General features: G+C 66.3%; 14 protein-coding genes. 7 read left to right on the plus strand and 7 right to left on the minus strand.

The window, feature by feature from the left end; all coding sequences use genetic code 11:
- The first annotated feature begins 8 nt into the window (after positions 1 to 8).
- Positions 9 to 383 carry a 50S ribosomal protein L7/L12 gene (gene rplL, locus OU999_14250; protein ID WAC22893.1) on the plus strand — a complete coding sequence of 125 codons (375 nt, stop codon included), beginning with the start codon at positions 9 to 11 and terminating at the stop codon, positions 381 to 383.
- 217 nt (positions 384 to 600) lie between these two features.
- Here rplL and dapD read toward each other — a convergent pair whose 3' ends face one another.
- From dapD to queG, 3 genes are read right to left on the minus strand one after another with little or no spacing between them, the layout of a single operon-like run.
- Positions 601 to 1443, minus strand: a complete 843-nt coding sequence (gene dapD / locus OU999_14255; protein WAC22894.1) for a 2,3,4,5-tetrahydropyridine-2,6-dicarboxylate N-succinyltransferase — start codon at positions 1441 to 1443, stop codon at positions 601 to 603.
- Entirely contained in the window at positions 1440 to 2114 is a 675-nt protein-coding gene (locus OU999_14260; GenBank protein WAC22895.1) for a pyrimidine 5'-nucleotidase, read from the minus strand. The genes dapD and OU999_14260 overlap by 4 nt, the downstream gene beginning before the upstream one ends.
- Positions 2115 to 2127: 13 nt before the next feature.
- On the minus strand, positions 2128 to 3285 hold the full coding sequence (queG, locus tag OU999_14265; protein ID WAC22896.1) for a tRNA epoxyqueuosine(34) reductase QueG: 1158 nt from the start codon (positions 3283 to 3285) through the stop codon (positions 2128 to 2130).
- Positions 3286 to 3363: 78 nt separating this feature from the next.
- Here queG and OU999_14270 point away from each other — a divergent pair, with 78 nt between their 5' ends.
- Positions 3364 to 4308, plus strand: a complete 945-nt coding sequence (locus OU999_14270) for an ATP-binding cassette domain-containing protein (GenBank protein WAC22897.1) — start codon at positions 3364 to 3366, stop codon at positions 4306 to 4308.
- Positions 4301 to 5494: an ABC transporter permease gene (locus OU999_14275; protein WAC22898.1), complete on the plus strand. Its 1194-nt coding sequence runs from the start codon at positions 4301 to 4303 to the stop codon at positions 5492 to 5494. Before OU999_14270 ends, OU999_14275 begins: the two co-directional genes overlap by 8 nt.
- 60 nt (positions 5495 to 5554) lie before the next feature.
- On the opposite strand, the gene phbB is transcribed toward OU999_14275, so the two are convergent.
- From phbB to hflK, 4 genes are all read right to left on the minus strand, one after another.
- A complete protein-coding gene (gene phbB, locus OU999_14280; protein ID WAC25435.1) occupies positions 5555 to 6277 on the minus strand; it encodes an acetoacetyl-CoA reductase in 723 nt (240 codons plus the stop codon).
- A 175-nt stretch (positions 6278 to 6452) separates the two neighbouring features.
- Positions 6453 to 7979 carry a Do family serine endopeptidase gene (locus OU999_14285; protein WAC22899.1) on the minus strand — a complete coding sequence of 509 codons (1527 nt, stop codon included), beginning with the start codon at positions 7977 to 7979 and terminating at the stop codon, positions 6453 to 6455.
- Positions 7980 to 8125: 146 nt separating this feature from the next.
- Positions 8126 to 8977, minus strand: coding sequence for a protease modulator HflC (locus OU999_14290; protein WAC22900.1), 852 nt, complete (start codon positions 8975 to 8977; stop codon positions 8126 to 8128).
- Positions 8977 to 10128 (minus strand): FtsH protease activity modulator HflK, encoded by a 1152-nt coding sequence (gene hflK, locus OU999_14295; protein ID WAC22901.1) that lies wholly within the window; start codon positions 10126 to 10128, stop codon positions 8977 to 8979. Before hflK ends, OU999_14290 begins: the two co-directional genes overlap by 1 nt.
- Positions 10129 to 10476: 348 nt before the next feature.
- Here hflK and OU999_14300 point away from each other — a divergent pair, with 348 nt between their 5' ends.
- From OU999_14300 to OU999_14315, 4 genes are all read left to right on the plus strand, one after another.
- Positions 10477 to 11256 (plus strand): Mrp/NBP35 family ATP-binding protein, encoded by a 780-nt coding sequence (locus tag OU999_14300; GenBank protein ID WAC25436.1) that lies wholly within the window; start codon positions 10477 to 10479, stop codon positions 11254 to 11256.
- Positions 11257 to 11262: 6 nt separating this feature from the next.
- The gene (locus tag OU999_14305) at positions 11263 to 13566 is read left to right on the plus strand and encodes a molybdopterin-dependent oxidoreductase (GenBank protein ID WAC22902.1); all 2304 of its coding nucleotides are present in this window, start codon (positions 11263 to 11265) and stop codon (positions 13564 to 13566) included.
- Between the two features lie 26 nt (positions 13567 to 13592).
- Positions 13593 to 14591, plus strand: a complete 999-nt coding sequence (gene hemH, locus OU999_14310) for a ferrochelatase (GenBank protein ID WAC25437.1) — start codon at positions 13593 to 13595, stop codon at positions 14589 to 14591.
- A gap of 218 nt (positions 14592 to 14809) precedes the next feature.
- Positions 14810 to 16393: a DUF853 family protein gene (locus tag OU999_14315; GenBank protein ID WAC22903.1), complete on the plus strand. Its 1584-nt coding sequence runs from the start codon at positions 14810 to 14812 to the stop codon at positions 16391 to 16393.
- Positions 16394 to 16490 lie beyond the last annotated feature (97 nt).

The following is a 16490-nucleotide window of genomic DNA, read 5'->3' on the forward strand; positions in this document are numbered from 1 at the left end:
GACTTAAAATGGCAGATATCGCAAACCTGGTCGAAGAACTCTCGAAGCTGACCGTTCTGGAAGCCGCTGAACTCTCGAAGGCCCTGGAAGAAGCATGGGGCGTTTCGGCCGCTGCTGCTGTGGCTGTTGCTGCTCCCGCCGCTGGCGGCGCTGCTGCAGTTGTCGAAGAGCAGACCGAATTCGACGTCATCCTGACCGGCGACGGCGGCAAGAAGATCCAGGTCATCAAGGAAGTCCGCGCGATCACCAACCTGGGCCTGACCGAAGCCAAGACCCTGGTCGAAAGCGCTCCGAAGGCGATCAAGGAAGGCGTCAGCAAGGCTGAAGCCGAAGACATCAAGGCGAAGATCGAAGCAGCCGGCGGCACCGTCGAGCTCAAGTAATCTTTCGCTCCCGCGCCTTCGGGCCTGGGGATGAAGAAAAGGGCGGCCTGCACTGCGCAGGTCGCCCTTTTTCTTTGGGGCCGCAGGGGTTCACGCGAAGCCGCGAAGGTTCATGGAACATCCTGTTCTCCGGCGAAAGCCGGAGCCCAGAAGTCAGATTGCGCGACATCGCCCCTGGACTCCGGCTTTCGCCGGAGAACGGGAAGGAGATAGGCAATCAGCTGCGCAGCAGCTCGTTGATTCCGGTCTTGGAGCGGGTCTGCGCGTCCACGGTCTTGACGATCACCGCGCAATAGAGCGACGGGCCGGGCGTGCCATCGGGCAGCGGCTTGCCAGGCATGGTACCGGGCACGACCACCGCATAGGGCGGCACCTTGCCATAATGCACCTCACCGGTGGCACGATCAACGATCTTGGTCGATGCGCCCAGATACACGCCCATCGAAAGCACCGCGCCTTCGCCGACGATCACGCCCTCGGCGACTTCGGAGCGGGCGCCGATGAAGCAATTGTCCTCGATGATCACCGGGCCCGCCTGAAGCGGCTCGAGCACGCCGCCGATGCCGACGCCGCCCGAGATATGCACGTTGCGACCGATCTGCGCGCAGCTGCCCACCGTGGCCCAGGTATCGACCATCGTGCCTTCACCGACATGCGCGCCGATATTGACGAAGCTCGGCATCAGCACGGCATCCTTCGCGATGAATGCACCGCGCCGGGCGACTGCGCCGGGAACCGCGCGGAATCCCGCGGCCTTGAACTCGTCCGCGCTCCAGCCATCGAACTTGCTCGGAACCTTGTCCCACCAGCTCGCCCCGCCCGGCGCGCCGCTGATCAGGTCCATCGGGTTGAGCCGGAAGGACAGCAGCACCGCCTTCTTGAGCCACTGGTTGACCTGCCAGCCGCCCTGGCCATCGGGCTCGGCGACACGTGCCGCGCCGGTGTCGAGCAGGGTCAGCGCTTCGAGAACGTCTGCGCGCACAGCGCTGTCCGCGCCGGTGTCCAGAGTGTCGCGGCCATCCCAGGCGGCTTCGATGCGGCTTTGAAGGGTGTCGGTCATCCTGCAGTCTCCTGTGTCAGCGCCGCGAGCCACTCGCCCAGCGCGGTAATTTCATGGTCGATATAGCTGTGGTCATGGTCATGATTGCCACCATCGGAGCCATTGTTCATCCACACCGTGGTCATGCCCAGCTGCTTGGCGGGCCTCAGGTTGCGCGCCAGATCGTCGACGAACAGCGCGGTCGCAGGATCGATATCCAGCGCGTCGACCAGGCTCGCATAGGCCGCTTCATGCGGCTTGGGCTGGTAGCGCGTCGCATGGATGTCGTGGATCGCCTCGAATTGGTCGTCCAGCCCCAGCCGGGCCAGCACGCGGCTGGCATATTTGACATCGCCATTGGTGAAGATGAGCTTGCGCCCCGGCAGCTGCGCAAGGCCAGCGGCGGTCACCGGGCACGGCTGCACCCGGTCCATGTCGATGTCGTGCACATAATCGAGGAAATGGTGCGGATCGACCCCATGGTCGAGCATCAGGCCGGCCAGCGTTGTGCCATGCTGGTAATAATAGGCCTTCTGGATGCGGCGGGCCTCGCCCACGTCGACCTTCATCAGCTCGGCGACATAGGTCCCCATGCGTTCGTCGATCAGCGCGAAAAGATCGGTCTCCGCCGGGTAGAGCGTGTTGTCCAGATCGAAGATCCAGGTGCGGACATGATCGAAGGGCGGGCGCATGATGCCCAAGCGCCTAGACGCGCGCGGGCGCATCGGCAAGCCGCCATTCTGCCTGCACCTGCGGATCGGCCTCCGTCGCGGCCCGCATCGCACGCTCGGCAGCCGCCCTGTCCGGATCGAGCCTCGCCAGTGCCCAGACCGCCGCGCCGCGCACCACCGGATCAGCGTCATCCAGCAGCCGGGCAACCGGCACTACCAGCGCGGGATCGCCGCTATTGCCCGCCGCTACAGCCGCATTGCGCACCATCCGTCCGCGTCCGCTGCGCTTGATCGGCGATCCGGAAAAGAGCGCGCGGAAACCTGTGTCATCGAGCGCCAGCAGATCGGCGAGCGACGGCGCGACCAGCTCGGCGCGCGGAAGGAAGGCGCGGTGGCGGTGCGCGGTATCGGCGAACTTGTTCCATGGGCAGACGGCCAGGCAATCGTCGCAGCCATAGACATGGTTGCCGATTCCCTCGCGCAGATTGCGCGGGATGGGTCCTGCATGTTCGATCGTCAGATACGAGATGCAGCGGCGGGCATCGAGCCGATAGGGCGCAGGGAATGCCTGGGTCGGGCAGATGGTCTGGCAGGCGGTGCACGATCCGCAGCGGTCCTGGCCGGCCCGGCTGGGTGACAGCTCCAGCGTCGTGTAGATCGCGCCCAGGAACAGCCAGCTGCCATGGCTGCGGCTGACCAGGTTGCTGTGCTTGCCCTGCCAGCCCAGCCCGGCCGCCATGGCGAGCGGCTTTTCCATGACCGGTGCGGTATCGACGAACACCTTGACCCCGACAGCCTCCGGCGTGGCTTCCGCCTGCTCGACGATCCAGCGCGCCAGTGCCTTGAGCGCGGACTTGACCGTCTTGTGATAGTCGCCGCCTTGCGCATAGACCGAGATGCGTCCCCGGTCCGGATGCGCCTCCAGCGCGAAGGGATCGCGCCCCGGCGCATAGCTCATCCCCAGCATGATCACCGATCGCACATCGCTCCACAGCACCTGCGGTTCGGCGCGCTGGTCGGCGCGCGCCTCCATCCACAGCATCTCGCCATGGCAGCCTTCGTCCAGCCATTGCCGGAAGCGCGCGGCGTTCTGCGGCCCCAATGTGGCGGGCGCAAAACCGCAATCGGCAAAGCCCAGAAGGGCCGCCTGTTCCGCTATCTCTGCCTCAAGGTTTCGCTTGCCGCTCGCCATGGTCATCCGCTACCCGATTACCGGGTTTCGACCAAGTGCGACGGCCCATCCGGAGAGACGCTTGACCAAGGATCGCCCGTGACCGCCAACGCCATCGAAGCGCATGGCCTCGTGAAGATTTTCGGACGGCAGCGCGCGGTGGACGGGGTGGACCTCACCGTGCCCGCCGGCAGCATCTTCGGCATTCTCGGCCCCAATGGCGCGGGCAAGACCACGACGCTGCGCATGCTGCTGGGGATTGTCGATCCCGATGAGGGGACGCGCACGCTGCTGGGCACCGATCACCCGCTCGATGTCGCGCGCCGCGTGGGCTACCTGCCCGAAGAGCGCGGCTTGTACCCGTCGATGAAGGCCTATGACGCCATCGCGTTCATGGGCGCGCTGCGCGGGCTGCCGCTCGCCGAAGGGCGCAGGCGCGGCCGCGCGATGCTGGAGGAGCATGGCCTCGGCAAGGCGGTGGACAAGGAGGTGCGCACGCTCTCCAAGGGCATGGCGCAGACGGTGCAGCTGCTCGGCACCCTGGTGCACGAGCCCGAGCTGATCGTGCTCGACGAGCCGTTTTCGGGGCTCGATGCGCTCAACCAGGCCAAGCTGGAACGGTTGATCCGGGCCCAGGCCGCGCGCGGCGTGACCGTGATCTTTTCCACCCATGTCATCGCGCATGCCGAACGGCTGTGCGAGCGCATCGCGATCATTGCAGGCGGCAAGGTGCCCTTTGCAGGGTCGGTCTCCGAAGCGCGCGACCGGCTGCGCCCGCAGGTGCGGCTCGAGACGCGCGCGCTCGAGGGGCCGTGGCGCGCAGCCTTGCCAGCGGACGCGGTTCCGGAGGGGCATTTCTGGCACTTTACCCTGCCCGAAACCGGGGTCGAGCCGCTGCTGCGCGCGCTGATCGAGGGCGAGGCGGGCATCCAGTCGCTGTCGATCGAGCGGCCAGGCCTGCACGATGCCTTTGTCGCGATTGCCGGGGCCGATGCCGCGCGCCAGCTCGAAGAAGATCAGCAGCAGGAGAGCGCCGATGCCTGAACTCATCCGCGCCGCCTGGGTCATCGCCCGGCGCGATTTTGCCGCGATCATCTTTTCCAAGGCGTTCTTCTTCTTCCTGCTCGGCCCTGTCTTCCCGCTCGCCATCGGGATTGCCGCCGGCAGTATCGGCGGGCAGGTCGCGCGCGATATCGACCGGTCCAGCTTCGCGCTGGTGATGGACAGCGCCGACAGCGGCGCAGCGCTCAAGGCGCGCGCCAGCCTGGCCGAGCAGCTGGGCGAACAGCGCGTGCCGGTGCTGGTCGCGGTGGAAACCGATGACCCGCAGAGCGTGATCGCATCGGGCAAGGACACGCGCTTTCTGGGCGTGCTCACCGGGACGCTGGCCAAGCCCCGGCTGATCGGAACCAAGGGCGAGGTCGAACGCTGGCAGGGCCCGCTCGAATTGCTGGTCGAGCGCGCCCGCGAGGGCGCGGCGGCAGCCCCTGCAACGCTCGAAACGCAGCTGGTGGCCGAAAGCAGCGGATCGCTGGAACAGGGCCGGCTGGTGACCGCGCAGGTCGGCCAAGCGCTGCTGGTGCTGCTCACCATGCTGCTCGCCGGCATGGTGCTGTCGAACCTGGTCGAGGAAAAGACCAACAAGATCATCGAGATTCTCGCCGCCGCCGTGCCGATCGATGCGATCTTCCTGGGCAAGCTGTTCGCGATGGTGGGCATGGCAATGATCGGCATTGCCTGCTGGACGTCGCTGGCGCTAGTGGCTGTCCTGCTCGCGGCCAATGGCCTGCCCGCGCTGCCGACCCCGGCGATCGGCTGGCCCATGTTCCTGGCGCTCGGCATTGCCTATTTCGCCATGGCCTATCTGCTGCTCGGCTCGCTGTTCCTGGGGATCGGCGCGATGGCATCCACTGTGCGCGAGGTGCAGACCCTGTCCATGCCTGCCACGATGGGCCAGCTGCTGTTCTTCTTTCTCGCCTCTTTCTCGGTCACCCGGCTGGGCGAGCCGATCGAGATCTTCGCTGCAATCTTTCCGTTCAGCTCGCCCTTTGCGATGCTCGCCCGCGCGGCGCAGCAGGACGTTCTGTGGCAGCATCTGCTCGCGCTCGGCTGGCAGGCTTTCTGGGTGCTGGTGCTGATCCGCTTCGGCGCACGGCTGTTCCGGCGCAATGTGCTGAAATCGGGTGGCGGCAAGCGCGGGCTGATCGCCGGGCTGTTCGCGCGGAGCTGACACAGAAAGGGCCGCGACGGTCACCCGGCGCGGCCCCATTGGTTAGGGATCAGACGCCCGTCAGTACATGTGCTGGCCACCGTTGATCGACAGCGTCGATCCGGTGATGAAGGCAGCCTCTTCGGCAGTCAGGAAGACCACGCCGCGCGCGATTTCCTCTGCATTGCCCAGCCGTCCGACCGGAATCTGCGCGACGATCTTGTCCATCACGTTCTGCGGGATGGTGGAGAGCATTTCGGTGGCGATATAGCCCGGCGCGATCGCGTTGGCGGTGACGCCGTATTTCGCGCCTTCCATCGCCAGCGACTTGGTGAAGCCGTGGATGCCCGATTTGGCGGCGGCATAGTTGACCTGGCCGATCTGGCCGCCCTGGCCGTTGACCGACCCGATATTGACGATGCGGCCCCATCCGCGCGTGCGCATGCCAGGGAAGCATGCCTTGGCCATGTTGAAGCAGCCGGTCAGGTCGACGCGAATCACCTCGTCCCACTGTTCCCAGGTCATCTTCATCATCGTCGCATCGCGGGTGATGCCGGCATTGTTGACCAGGATATCGACCGGGCCGAAATCCGCCTCGATCTTGGCGACCGCATCCAGGCTCTGCTGATGATCGCCGACATCCCATTTCTGCACGGCGATGCCGGTGCGATCGGCAAAGGCCTTGGCCGCCTCGTCATTGCCGCCATAGCTGGCGATGACATGCGCGCCTGCGTCCTTGAGCGCCAGGCTGATCGCCTCGCCAATGCCGCGCGTTCCGCCAGTCACGATTGCGATTCGGCCCATCATCATCTCCCTCATTGCCCGGAAATCGGTGCGTTCAGGGCCACACTAGGAAGGCCTTGCGCGCAAGACAAGTTGACGCGCACGGGAAGCGTTGGGGTTCTGGTTTCGGGTTCACGCGAACAAAAAGGGCGGCACCAACCGGTACCGCCCCTTTTGCTTGCTGCTTGACCCGCCGTTACTTGGTGCGCAGGCGGACCGGCAGGAACTGCGGCTGGCCGGTGCGGCGCTGGACGCGCAGCAGCACGGCTTCGCGATTGGCAGAGCGTGCCTCGGCAATCACCCGGTCGACCTCGGCCGAGGTGGCCACGGGCCGGTTGTTGATCGACAGGATCACGTCGCCGCGCCGGATACCCTTGGTGGCGGCATCGCCCGACGGATCGACCGCCGCGACGACCACACCCTTGAGCTCGGGCGGAACGCCGATCTGGCGCGCGATCTGCGGCGTCAGTTCGGTCACGGCCATGCCCAGCGCCTGGCGGGTTGCGGTTTCGCTGTCCTGCTCGTCCTGGTCGGAAAAATCTTCTGCCGCTTCGGGGTTGAAGGTCTGCGCCGCCAGCTCTTCCTCGCTGGGGCGACGGCCCACCGTGGCACTGAGCGTCAGCCGCTCGCCATTGCGGACGACGACGACCGGGATCTTCTTGCCCGGCGCGGTATTGGCGACGATGAACGACAGCGTCTGGTCGGGGGTGACATCCTTGCCATCGACCGAGATGACGACGTCGCCGGCCTTGATGCCTGCCTTTTCGGCAGCCTCGCCCGGCTCGACACGCTGGACGAACTCACCGCGACGCTTGGGCAGGCCCAGCGATGCCGCCAGGTCATCGGTCAGCGGATTGATGCCGATGCCCAGATAACCACGCTCGATCGCAGCACCACTGCGCAGCTTCTCGACGATCGGGGCGGCGACTTCAGCGGGGATCGCAAAGCCGATGCCGACGCTGCCGCCGGTGGGCGAGATGATGGCGTTGTTGATGCCGATGACATTGCCGTTGAGGTCGAACATCGGGCCGCCCGAATTGCCGCGGTTGATCGCGGCGTCGGTCTGCAGATAGCGGTCATAGGCGCCGCCTTGGCCGGTGTTGCGATAGACCGCCGAGATGATTCCCGAGGTCACCGTACCGCCCAGGCCGAACGGGTTGCCGATGGCGATGATCCAGTCGCCGACGCGCGTCTTGGTCGAATCGCCGAAGCGCACGAACGGGAAGGGCTTGGTGCCGCTGATCTTGAGCACGGCCAGGTCCGACTGCGGATCGCGGCCGATCAGCCGGGCAGGATATTCGGTGCCGTCGGGCATGGTCACGGTGATCGATTCGACCGAGGCATTGCCCTCTGCGGCGATCACATGATTGTTGGTGACGACATAGCCGTCCGCCGAGATGATGAAGCCTGATCCCAGCGATTGCGCCTCGCGGGTGCCGCCGCCGCCGCCTTCGGGCGCGCCGAACAGGCCGCCAAACGGGGTTCCGGCAAACGGATTGTTGGGCACGCGCACGCGCTGGCGGGTGGAGATGTTGACCACCGCCGGCTGCAACTGCTCGGTCAGGTCGGCAAAGCTCATCGGCGCGCCCGCACGCGGGGCTGCGGCGAGCATCGCGCTCTGGTCGTTCTGGGCAACCTGTGCGCCCAGCGGCTGGCCGGTCGCCAGAACGATCGCGCTGCCACCCAGCAAAAGGGCCGACGTCACTGCATAGGCATATCGCACGTACAAATCCTCTTCATTGATCAAGAAGCGTCCACCGGCGTGCCCCAGATCGCCGGAAAACCGGCACACACCATGGCCATATCCGGTTTGCAATCCACGCCTGAACGCAGATTGAATGGCGGGCGCGCATTCACGCCCGCAGTCTCTTATCGATTCCCCCGACCCTGAAATTCGCGCAGATATTCGTTGTTCGGCGACAGGATGATCGAGGTCTCGCCCGATCCGCCCAGGAACGTCCGCTCATAGCTCTGCATCGCGCGGTAGAACTCATAGAAGGACGCATCCTTGCCGAAGCTGTTGGCATAGGTCCGCGATGCGGATGCATCGGCCTCTGCCCGGATGATCTGGGCGTTCTTCTGGCCCTGCGCGGTGATGGTGCGCGCTTCCTGCTCGCGCGCGGTGCGCATCCGCTGGAAGGCGCTCTGCAGCGGCGTACCCTGGGGCAGGTCGGCGCGCTTGATCTGCACATCGACGATCTGTGCGCCGTACTGAGCGGCGATGCGATCAAGCCCGGCCTGGATGCGGTCCATGATGCCGCCGCGTTCCGGGCTCAAAAGGGCGGCGAACTGGCGCTTGCCCAGCTCGTTGCGCAGCGCCGAACCCAGAATCGGGCGCAATTCCGCCGCGACGCGCTCGACGCTGCCGGCCGAGACGTACATGCGCTCGGGATCGACGATGCGGAAGCGGGCATAGGCGTCCACCTCCAGCCGCAGCTGGTCGGTGGACAGCACCTGCTGCTGTTCCATTTCGACCGCGATCACGCGCTTGTCGACCCAGACGATCTGTTCGGCAAACGGGATGCGCGCGATGAGACCCGCGCCGGTCTGGCCGAATTCCTCATTCTCGCGATAGACGTTGAAGGTGCGCACCGGCTGGCCGAAGCGGACGATCACCGCCTGCTTGGTTTCGGGGACGACCGCGACCGAGCTTGCCAGCACGATCAGCAGCAGCGCGAGCAGGCCCAGCAGCAGCATGGGGCGTTGCATCAGATTGTTCATCAGTTCGACCCCCCCTGCGCCCGCGGGGCTTCCACGGTGGTGCTCTCCTGCATCTTCTTGCGCAGTTCGGGCAGCGGCAGATACGGGGTCACGTTGCCCGGTTCGATGATCGTCTTGTCAAGCTTGGACAGCACGCGCTCCATGGTCTCGTAATACATGCGTCGGCGGGTGACTTCGGGCGCGAGGCGATATTCCTCGTACACCTTGTCGAACGCGGCGGCCTCGCCCTGGGCAGCGGCGGTGAGCTGCTGCGCATAGGCGCGGGCCTCGTTGAGATAGGTCTGCGCTTCCTGCTGCGCGGCGGACACGGCCTTGAACGCCTCGTTCACCGCTTCGGGCGGGTCGGCCTTCTTGATCGCGACGCCCTGCACCTGGATGCCCGAACGATAGCTGTCGAGCAGCTCCTTCATCCGCTGTTCGACCTTCTGTTCGACCTCGATACGGCCGGGGCCGATGGCATCGTCCAGCGTCACTTCGGCAACGCTCGCGCGCATCGCGGCTTCGGCGGCTTCGCGGATGGTCGCCTCGGGGTCGGCCAGCTGGAACAGGTAGAGCGTCGGGTCCTTGATCGTCCAGCGCACCGAATAGGCGAGGTCGACCAGATTCTGGTCGCCGGTGAGGATCAGGTTTTCCTGCGTGCCAGCCGCCGGAATATCGATGGTGCGGATGTTCTGCACATCGACCGTCTCGAACGATTCGATCGGTGCTGGCAGGGTCAGCGCGATGCCGGGATCGACCGTGCGCGAATAGCTGCCCAGAAAGGTGACGACGCCGCGTTCCTGCGGGCCGACACGGTGAAAGCTCGAAAGCACCAGCCAGGCCACGACCACTACGCCGATTGCGATCGGTACATAGCTCTTGCCGTTGGGGCGCTTGGGCAGGCCGCCAAAGCCGCCGCCCCTGAAACCGCCGCCGCCACCGCCACCGGGACGCCGCTTGAACAGGTCCTCGATATTGCTGGCCTTGCGCCCGCCGCTGCCGCCATTGGCTTGCGGCTGCCAGGGGTTGCGCGGGCCGTTGCTGCTACCGTTGCCATCGCTGCCGCCTGAGCCGGAATCGCCGGAGCCGCCCGAACCTCCCGATCCGCTGCCCCAGGGGCTGTTATTGGCCATCGTCAATATGCGGGGGAACCACCCGGTCAGTCTTGTCATATGACCTTTATAGGTTGTGGCTTCGCAAAAAACAGGGGGTTCATGCGCTTCTGTTGTGCGTGGACGCGCATTTCGTCTAGGCGGGTGGGTGCGTCTGCCCGCAAGGCTTGCCTCGCAGGCGCGCACCGCATTATGCGCGAGGGGATGATGGCAGAGCAGAACGAGATCGAGGCCGTAGCGGCAGGTGCCAGCGAGGGCAGGGCCAGCGCGGTCAAACTGCGCGAGGGCGGCGTGGTGTCGCTGGTGCTCGACGTCGCCGGGCTCGACGGCCTGGCGCGCGACAAGCTGGAAATCGCGGTCAAGGGCGCGCTGCTGAAGGTGCAGGACGTCACCAAGGTGCAGGTGGCGATGACCGCCGAACGCCGCCCGCCGCGGCTGATCGTCGTCGGCAGCGGCAAGGGCGGGGTGGGCAAGTCCACCTTCTCGGCCAATCTGGCGGTGGCGCTGCACCGGGCCGGGCGCAAGGTCGGGCTGGTCGATGCCGATATCTACGGCCCCAGCCAGCCGCGCCTGTTCGATTGCGAGGACCAGAAGCCGACCGCGCGCGACCAGAAGCTGGTGCCGGTGCCCAATGATTTCGGCGTGCCGATCCTGTCGATGGGCCATCTGGTCCAGCCGGGTCAGGCAATCGCGTGGCGCGGCCCGATGGCGGGCAATGCGCTGGGCCAGCTGATCGATGCACATTGGGGCGACATTACCGACATCATCGTCGATCTGCCGCCGGGCACCGGCGATGTGCAGCTTTCGATGCTGCAGAAGCACAAGCCGGCAGGCGCGGTGATCGTTTCCACCCCGCAGGACCTGGCGCTGATGGACGCGGTCCGCGCGATCAGCCTGTTCGAACAGGGCAGCGTCCCGATCATCGGCCTGATCGAGAACATGGCAGGCTATGTCTGCCCGCATTGCGGCGAACTGTCCGACCCGTTCGGCATCGGCGGCGCGGAAGCGGCGGCCAAGTCGATGAACCTGCCGTTCCTGGGCCGGGTGCCGCTCGACATGGCGATCCGCAAGTCATCGGATGCCGGCGTGCCCCCGGCTTCGGGCGAGGGGTTGATCGCGGATTCGTTCGGCGCGATCGCGGCCCGCATTTCGACCTGGATCGACAACCGCTTCGGCACGGCGGGCTGACCGCGCATGGCGATGATCACGCGGCGCGGGCTGCTGATCACGGCGGCGGCGGGCACCGGGCTGACCGTCGCCTGGGCGCTCTGGCCGCGCCGATACGACAATCCGCCGGGCATGGACGGCAAGGAAGCGGCGTTCGGCGCGTTCCTGCGCATCGCATCCAACGGCACGGTGATCGTGAGCAACCCGCATTGCGAAATGGGGCAGGGCGTCGGCACGGTGCTTGCGCAGATCGTGGCGGAAGAGCTGGGCGCGGACTGGCGCACCATCGCGCTTGAACCCGCACCGCCCGCGCCGGTCTTTGCCAACGCCCGGCTGGCGAGCGAATGGGTGCCGCTGCTGCTGCCCCCCGCGCTGGGGCTGCAGCCCGACGGCAATGATATCCTCATCCGCCGCTGGGCCGCGATGCGCGATTTCGTGGTGACCGCAGGCGATACCGAGATCACGGCCTATGAAGCCAGCTATCGCGCCGCCGCCGCTACTGCCCGCGCGCTGCTGTGCCAGGCCGCGGCCGATCGCTGGGGCGCGGCGGTGGAAGAGACCGACACGCGCGACGGCTTTGTCGTCTGGGGCAACGAGAAGCTGCGCTTTGCCGAACTCGCGGCCGAGGCGGTCGGCTATCCGGTGCCCGATCCTGCACCCCTGCGCACCAGCCTGCCCGGCAATGTCCGGGCCGAGCCGATCGGCGATGCGCCGCCCTTTGCGCGGCTCGACCTGCCCGCCAAGGTCGATGGCAGCGCGACCTTTGCCGGCGATGTCCGGCTGCCCGACATGGTCTATGCCGCGATCCGCCAGGGCCCGGTTGGCGCGGTGCGGCTGGAAAGCGTCAGCCGCAAGCCGGCACACGGCGTCACCGGGCTGATCGATGTGATCACGGGCGATGACTGGGTGGCGGCAGCGGCGACGAGCTGGTGGGGGGCGGACAAGGCGGTGCGGCTGTTGCGCCCGCGCTTTGCTCATATCGGCGGCCGTTTGAGCGGCGACGAGATTGCCGAGCGGCTCGACAAGGCGCTGGATGGCCCGGACAAGGGCGGGCGCACTGGCTATCGCCTGTTCGCACGCGGCGAGGAGGACGCAGGCTTTGCTGCGGGCAAGGGTATCGCCGCACGCTATTCGATCGCTGCTGCGCCGCATGCCACGCTGGAAACCGGGGCGGTGACCGCGCGTTTTGCCGACAACCGGCTCGAGCTGTGGGTGGCGAGCCAGGCCCCGCAGGTCGCGCGCCGCCGTGCCGCCGCTGCGCTCGGCATTCCTGCTGCACAGGTGCAGATCTATCCGATGCCGGCAGGCGGATCGTTCGACCGGCGGCTGGATGACGATCTGGTGGCGCCTGCAGCGATCCTGGCGCGCGATCTGCGCCGCCCGGTGCAGCTGATGCGCTCGCGCATGGAAGAGACCGCTCGCGATCCGGTGCGCACGCCCGCTGCCGCGCGCGTCGCCGCGCTCACCGACGCACAGGCGAATATCCGGGCCTTGTCGGTCAAGATTGCCTGCCCGCCCAGCGCGCGCGAATTCGCGCAGCGGCTGTTCAACGATGCGCACGGCACCGATGCCATCGATTCGACCAGCGGTGAGGCGGACCGGATGGCGGTGGCAGGCGCGATGGTGCCCTATGACATCCCGAACCTGGCGGTCGATCATTATCCTGTCCGGATCGACGTGCCCACCGGGCGCTGGCGCGGCAATTCGGCGACCTATGGCGTGTTCGTCACGGAAACGTTCATCGACGAGCTGGCGGCGCGGGCGCGGCGCGAGCCCTTGTCCTATCGGGTGCAGATGCTGGGGCAGAATATCCGCCTCGCCAACTGCCTGACGCGCGTGGCGGGCCTGGCCGAATGGGATGGCGGGCTCGACAATAGCGGGCAGGGCGTGGCCTGTGCCTCGTGGAACAATGCGCATATCGCGGTGATCGCCAGCGCCTCGCGCGCCAGCGACGGTCCCGATGGCAGCGCAGGGCGCGGCGGCTTCCGCGTCGAGCGCCTTTCGGCGGTGGTCGATGCCGGTCGCATCATCAATCACGACATAGCCTTGCAACAGATCGAGGGCGGCATGATATTCGGCCTGGCGATGGCGATGGGGTGCGCCACCGGCTGGACCGATGGTTATCCCGATGCCAGAGCGTTAAGAGACCTTTCCCTGCCGCTGCTCGCGGACATTCCGGAGATCCGTGTGGACCTTATCGAAAGCCAGGAGCCGCCTGCGGGGCTGGGCGAGATTGGCGTGCCTGCCGTTGCACCTGCGATCGCCAATGCGCTCGCGTCTGCCACCGGTCTTCGCCTGCGCCAGCTTCCCCTTCTGTCAGGTGGCCTGTGAGCGGAGCCGAAATCTCGCGATCGGGCATGGTCCCGCCGCCCGAGCATCCGCCGATCCTGAAGCCCAGGGTCGGCGTGCTGCTGATCAACCTGGGCACGCCCGCCGCGCCGACGACCAAGGCGGTGCGCGATTATCTGGGCGAATTCCTCTCGGACAAGCGCGTGGTGGAAATCCCCGCCATCGTCTGGCAGCCGCTGCTGCGCGGCGTCATCCTCAACACCCGCCCGCAGAAATCCGCCGCCGCCTATGCCGAGGTTTGGACCGACCAGGGCTCCCCGCTCGCGGTCTATTCGCGCCGTCAGGCCGAAGCGCTCAAGACCCGGCTGGGCGATGCGGTGCTGACCGACTATGCGATGCGCTATGGCCAGCCGTCGATCGAATCGCGGATCAAGGCGATGAAGGACGCGGGGTGCGACCGCATCCTGCTCGCCCCGCTCTATCCGCAATATTCGGGCGCGACCACCGGCACCGCCAACGACAAGGCGTTCGAGGTGCTGCAGGCGATGCGCTGGCAGCCGGCCATCCGCACGCTTCCCGCCTATCATGACGATCCGGCGCATATCGACGCGCTCAAGCGCAATATCGAGCATGCCATCGCCTCGCTCGATTTCGAGCCCGAAGAGATCGTCACCAGCTTTCACGGCATGCCGCTGCGCACGCTGCATCTGGGCGATCCCTATCACTGCCAGTGCCGCAAGACCGCCCGCCTGCTGAGCGAGGCGATGGGGCGCAACCTGATCGTCTCGTTCCAGTCGCGCTTCGGCCGCGCCAAATGGCTCGAGCCCGCGACCGACGCGACGCTCGAGGCCTTGGGGCGAAAGGGCGTCAAGCGCATCGCCATCGTCGCGCCGGGCTTTTCGGTCGATTGCCTGGAGACGCTGGAGGAGCTGGCGATGCAGGGGCGCGAACAGTTCGAGCATGCCGGCGGCGAGAAATTCGCCTATCTTCCGTGCCTCAATGCGAGCGCCGAGGGCATGGACATGCTCGAGACGCTGGTGCGGCGGGAACTCGCAGGCTGGGTTTGAGGTACTGAGCCCTCTCTCCTTCAGGGGAGAGGGTTGGGAGAGGGGCATGCGCAACGCTTCCCCTCTCAGCTGCGCCTAGGCAGCAAGCTGCCAAGTCTCGCGTCTCTCCCCTGAAGGAGAGAGAGCGGGAATCTCCTCAACAGTTTACAAGCCCTCACCCTCGACTTGGCACCACAGGCACGGCATATCGTCCTCAACATCAGCAGCAGGGGTGAGCCATGTCCGATATCTTTCTAGGCCTTGGCGGGGGCGAGCGGCAGATGCTGGTGCTGGCCCGTGCCAACCGGCATGGCATGGTCGCAGGCGCGACCGGCACCGGCAAGACGGTGACGCTGCAGGGCATTGCCGAAAGCTTCTCTGCCGAGGGCGTTCCCGTCTTTGTCGCCGATGTGAAGGGCGACCTGGCAGGCATCGCCATGCCCGGTTCGCCCACGCACAAGGCGCACGACAAGCTGGTCGCGCGCGCGGCCGAAATCGGGCTGGAAGGCTTTGCCTATTCGGACAATCCGGCAGTCTTCTGGGACCTTTATGGCGAGCAAGGCCATCCCATCCGCACCACGATCAGCGAAATGGGGCCGCTGCTGCTCGCGCGGCTGATGGGATTGAACGAAACGCAGGAAGGCGTGCTCAACATCGCCTTCCGCTTTGCCGACGAACAGGGGCTGTTGCTGCTCGATCTGGCCGACCTGCAATCGGTGCTCGCCTATACCGCCGAAAATGCCAGCGAGTTGTCCGCGCGCTTCGGCAATGTCACCAAGGCCAGCGTCGGCACCATCCAGCGCCAGCTGCTCCAGCTCGAAAGCCAGGGCGCCGCGCAGTTCTTCGGCGAACCCGCGCTCGAGATCGACGATTTCCTGCGCTGCGACGATCAGGGCCGCGGCTATATCAACGTGCTGGCCGCCGACAAGCTGATGCAGAGCCCCAAGCTTTACGCCACCTTCCTGCTGTGGCTGCTGTCCGAACTGTTCGAGACGCTGCCCGAAGTCGGCGATCCGGAAAAACCCAAGCTCGTCTTCTTTTTCGACGAGGCGCATCTGCTGTTCGATGACGTGCCGGAGGCGCTGGAGGAAAAGATCGAGCAGGTCGTCCGCCTGATCCGCTCCAAGGGCGTGGGCGTCTATTTCATCACCCAGAACCCCATCGACATCCCCGAAAAGGTCGCAGGTCAGCTCGGCAACCGGGTGCAGCACGCGCTGCGCGCCTTCACCCCGCGCGACCAGAAGGCGATCAAGGCGGCAGCGGACACCTTCCGCATCAACCCCGAACTCGATGTCGAAACCGCGATCACCGAACTGAAGACCGGTGAGGCCTTGGTCTCGACGCTGCTCGAGGACGGGTCTCCCTCGATCACGCAGCGCACGCTGATCAAGCCGCCGCGTTCGCGCCTCGGCCCTCTGACCCCCAAGGAGCGCGCGATCATCCAGTCGGTCTCACCGCATGACGGCAAGTACGACACCCGGGTAGAACGCGAATCGGCCATGGAAGTGCTGGCGCAAAAGGCCGCCGATGCCGCTGCCGTGGCCGAAGAGGTCGAGGCCAAGGGCAAGGAAGAGGTCGCCAAGCAGCCGCGCAAGACGACATCGATCTGGGCCAAGGCCGGCAATGCGGCAGCTGGCGCGGCGGCGGCATCGGCCGGTGCGGTGATCGCGGGGGCGATTCGCGGCAAGAAGAGCAGCGCGCGCCCCGTCGCATCGGCGGCCACAGCCGCAGCGGGCGAAGTCGCGACCGAGATCGGCAAGGCGTTTGGCTTTCCGGGCCTGGGCCGTTTCGCGCGGAATTTGCTGGGCGGGCTGATGCGCTGACAGCCGTTCTGGAATTCTGGTTCACGCGAAGACGCGAAGTTTATCGTTCTCCGGCGAAAGCCGGAGTCCAGAGCGAACTTGGTGCAACATGACTCCT

The sequence above is a fragment of the Blastomonas sp. SL216 genome (assembly GCA_026625625.1).
GTDB lineage: Bacteria > Pseudomonadota > Alphaproteobacteria > Sphingomonadales > Sphingomonadaceae > Blastomonas.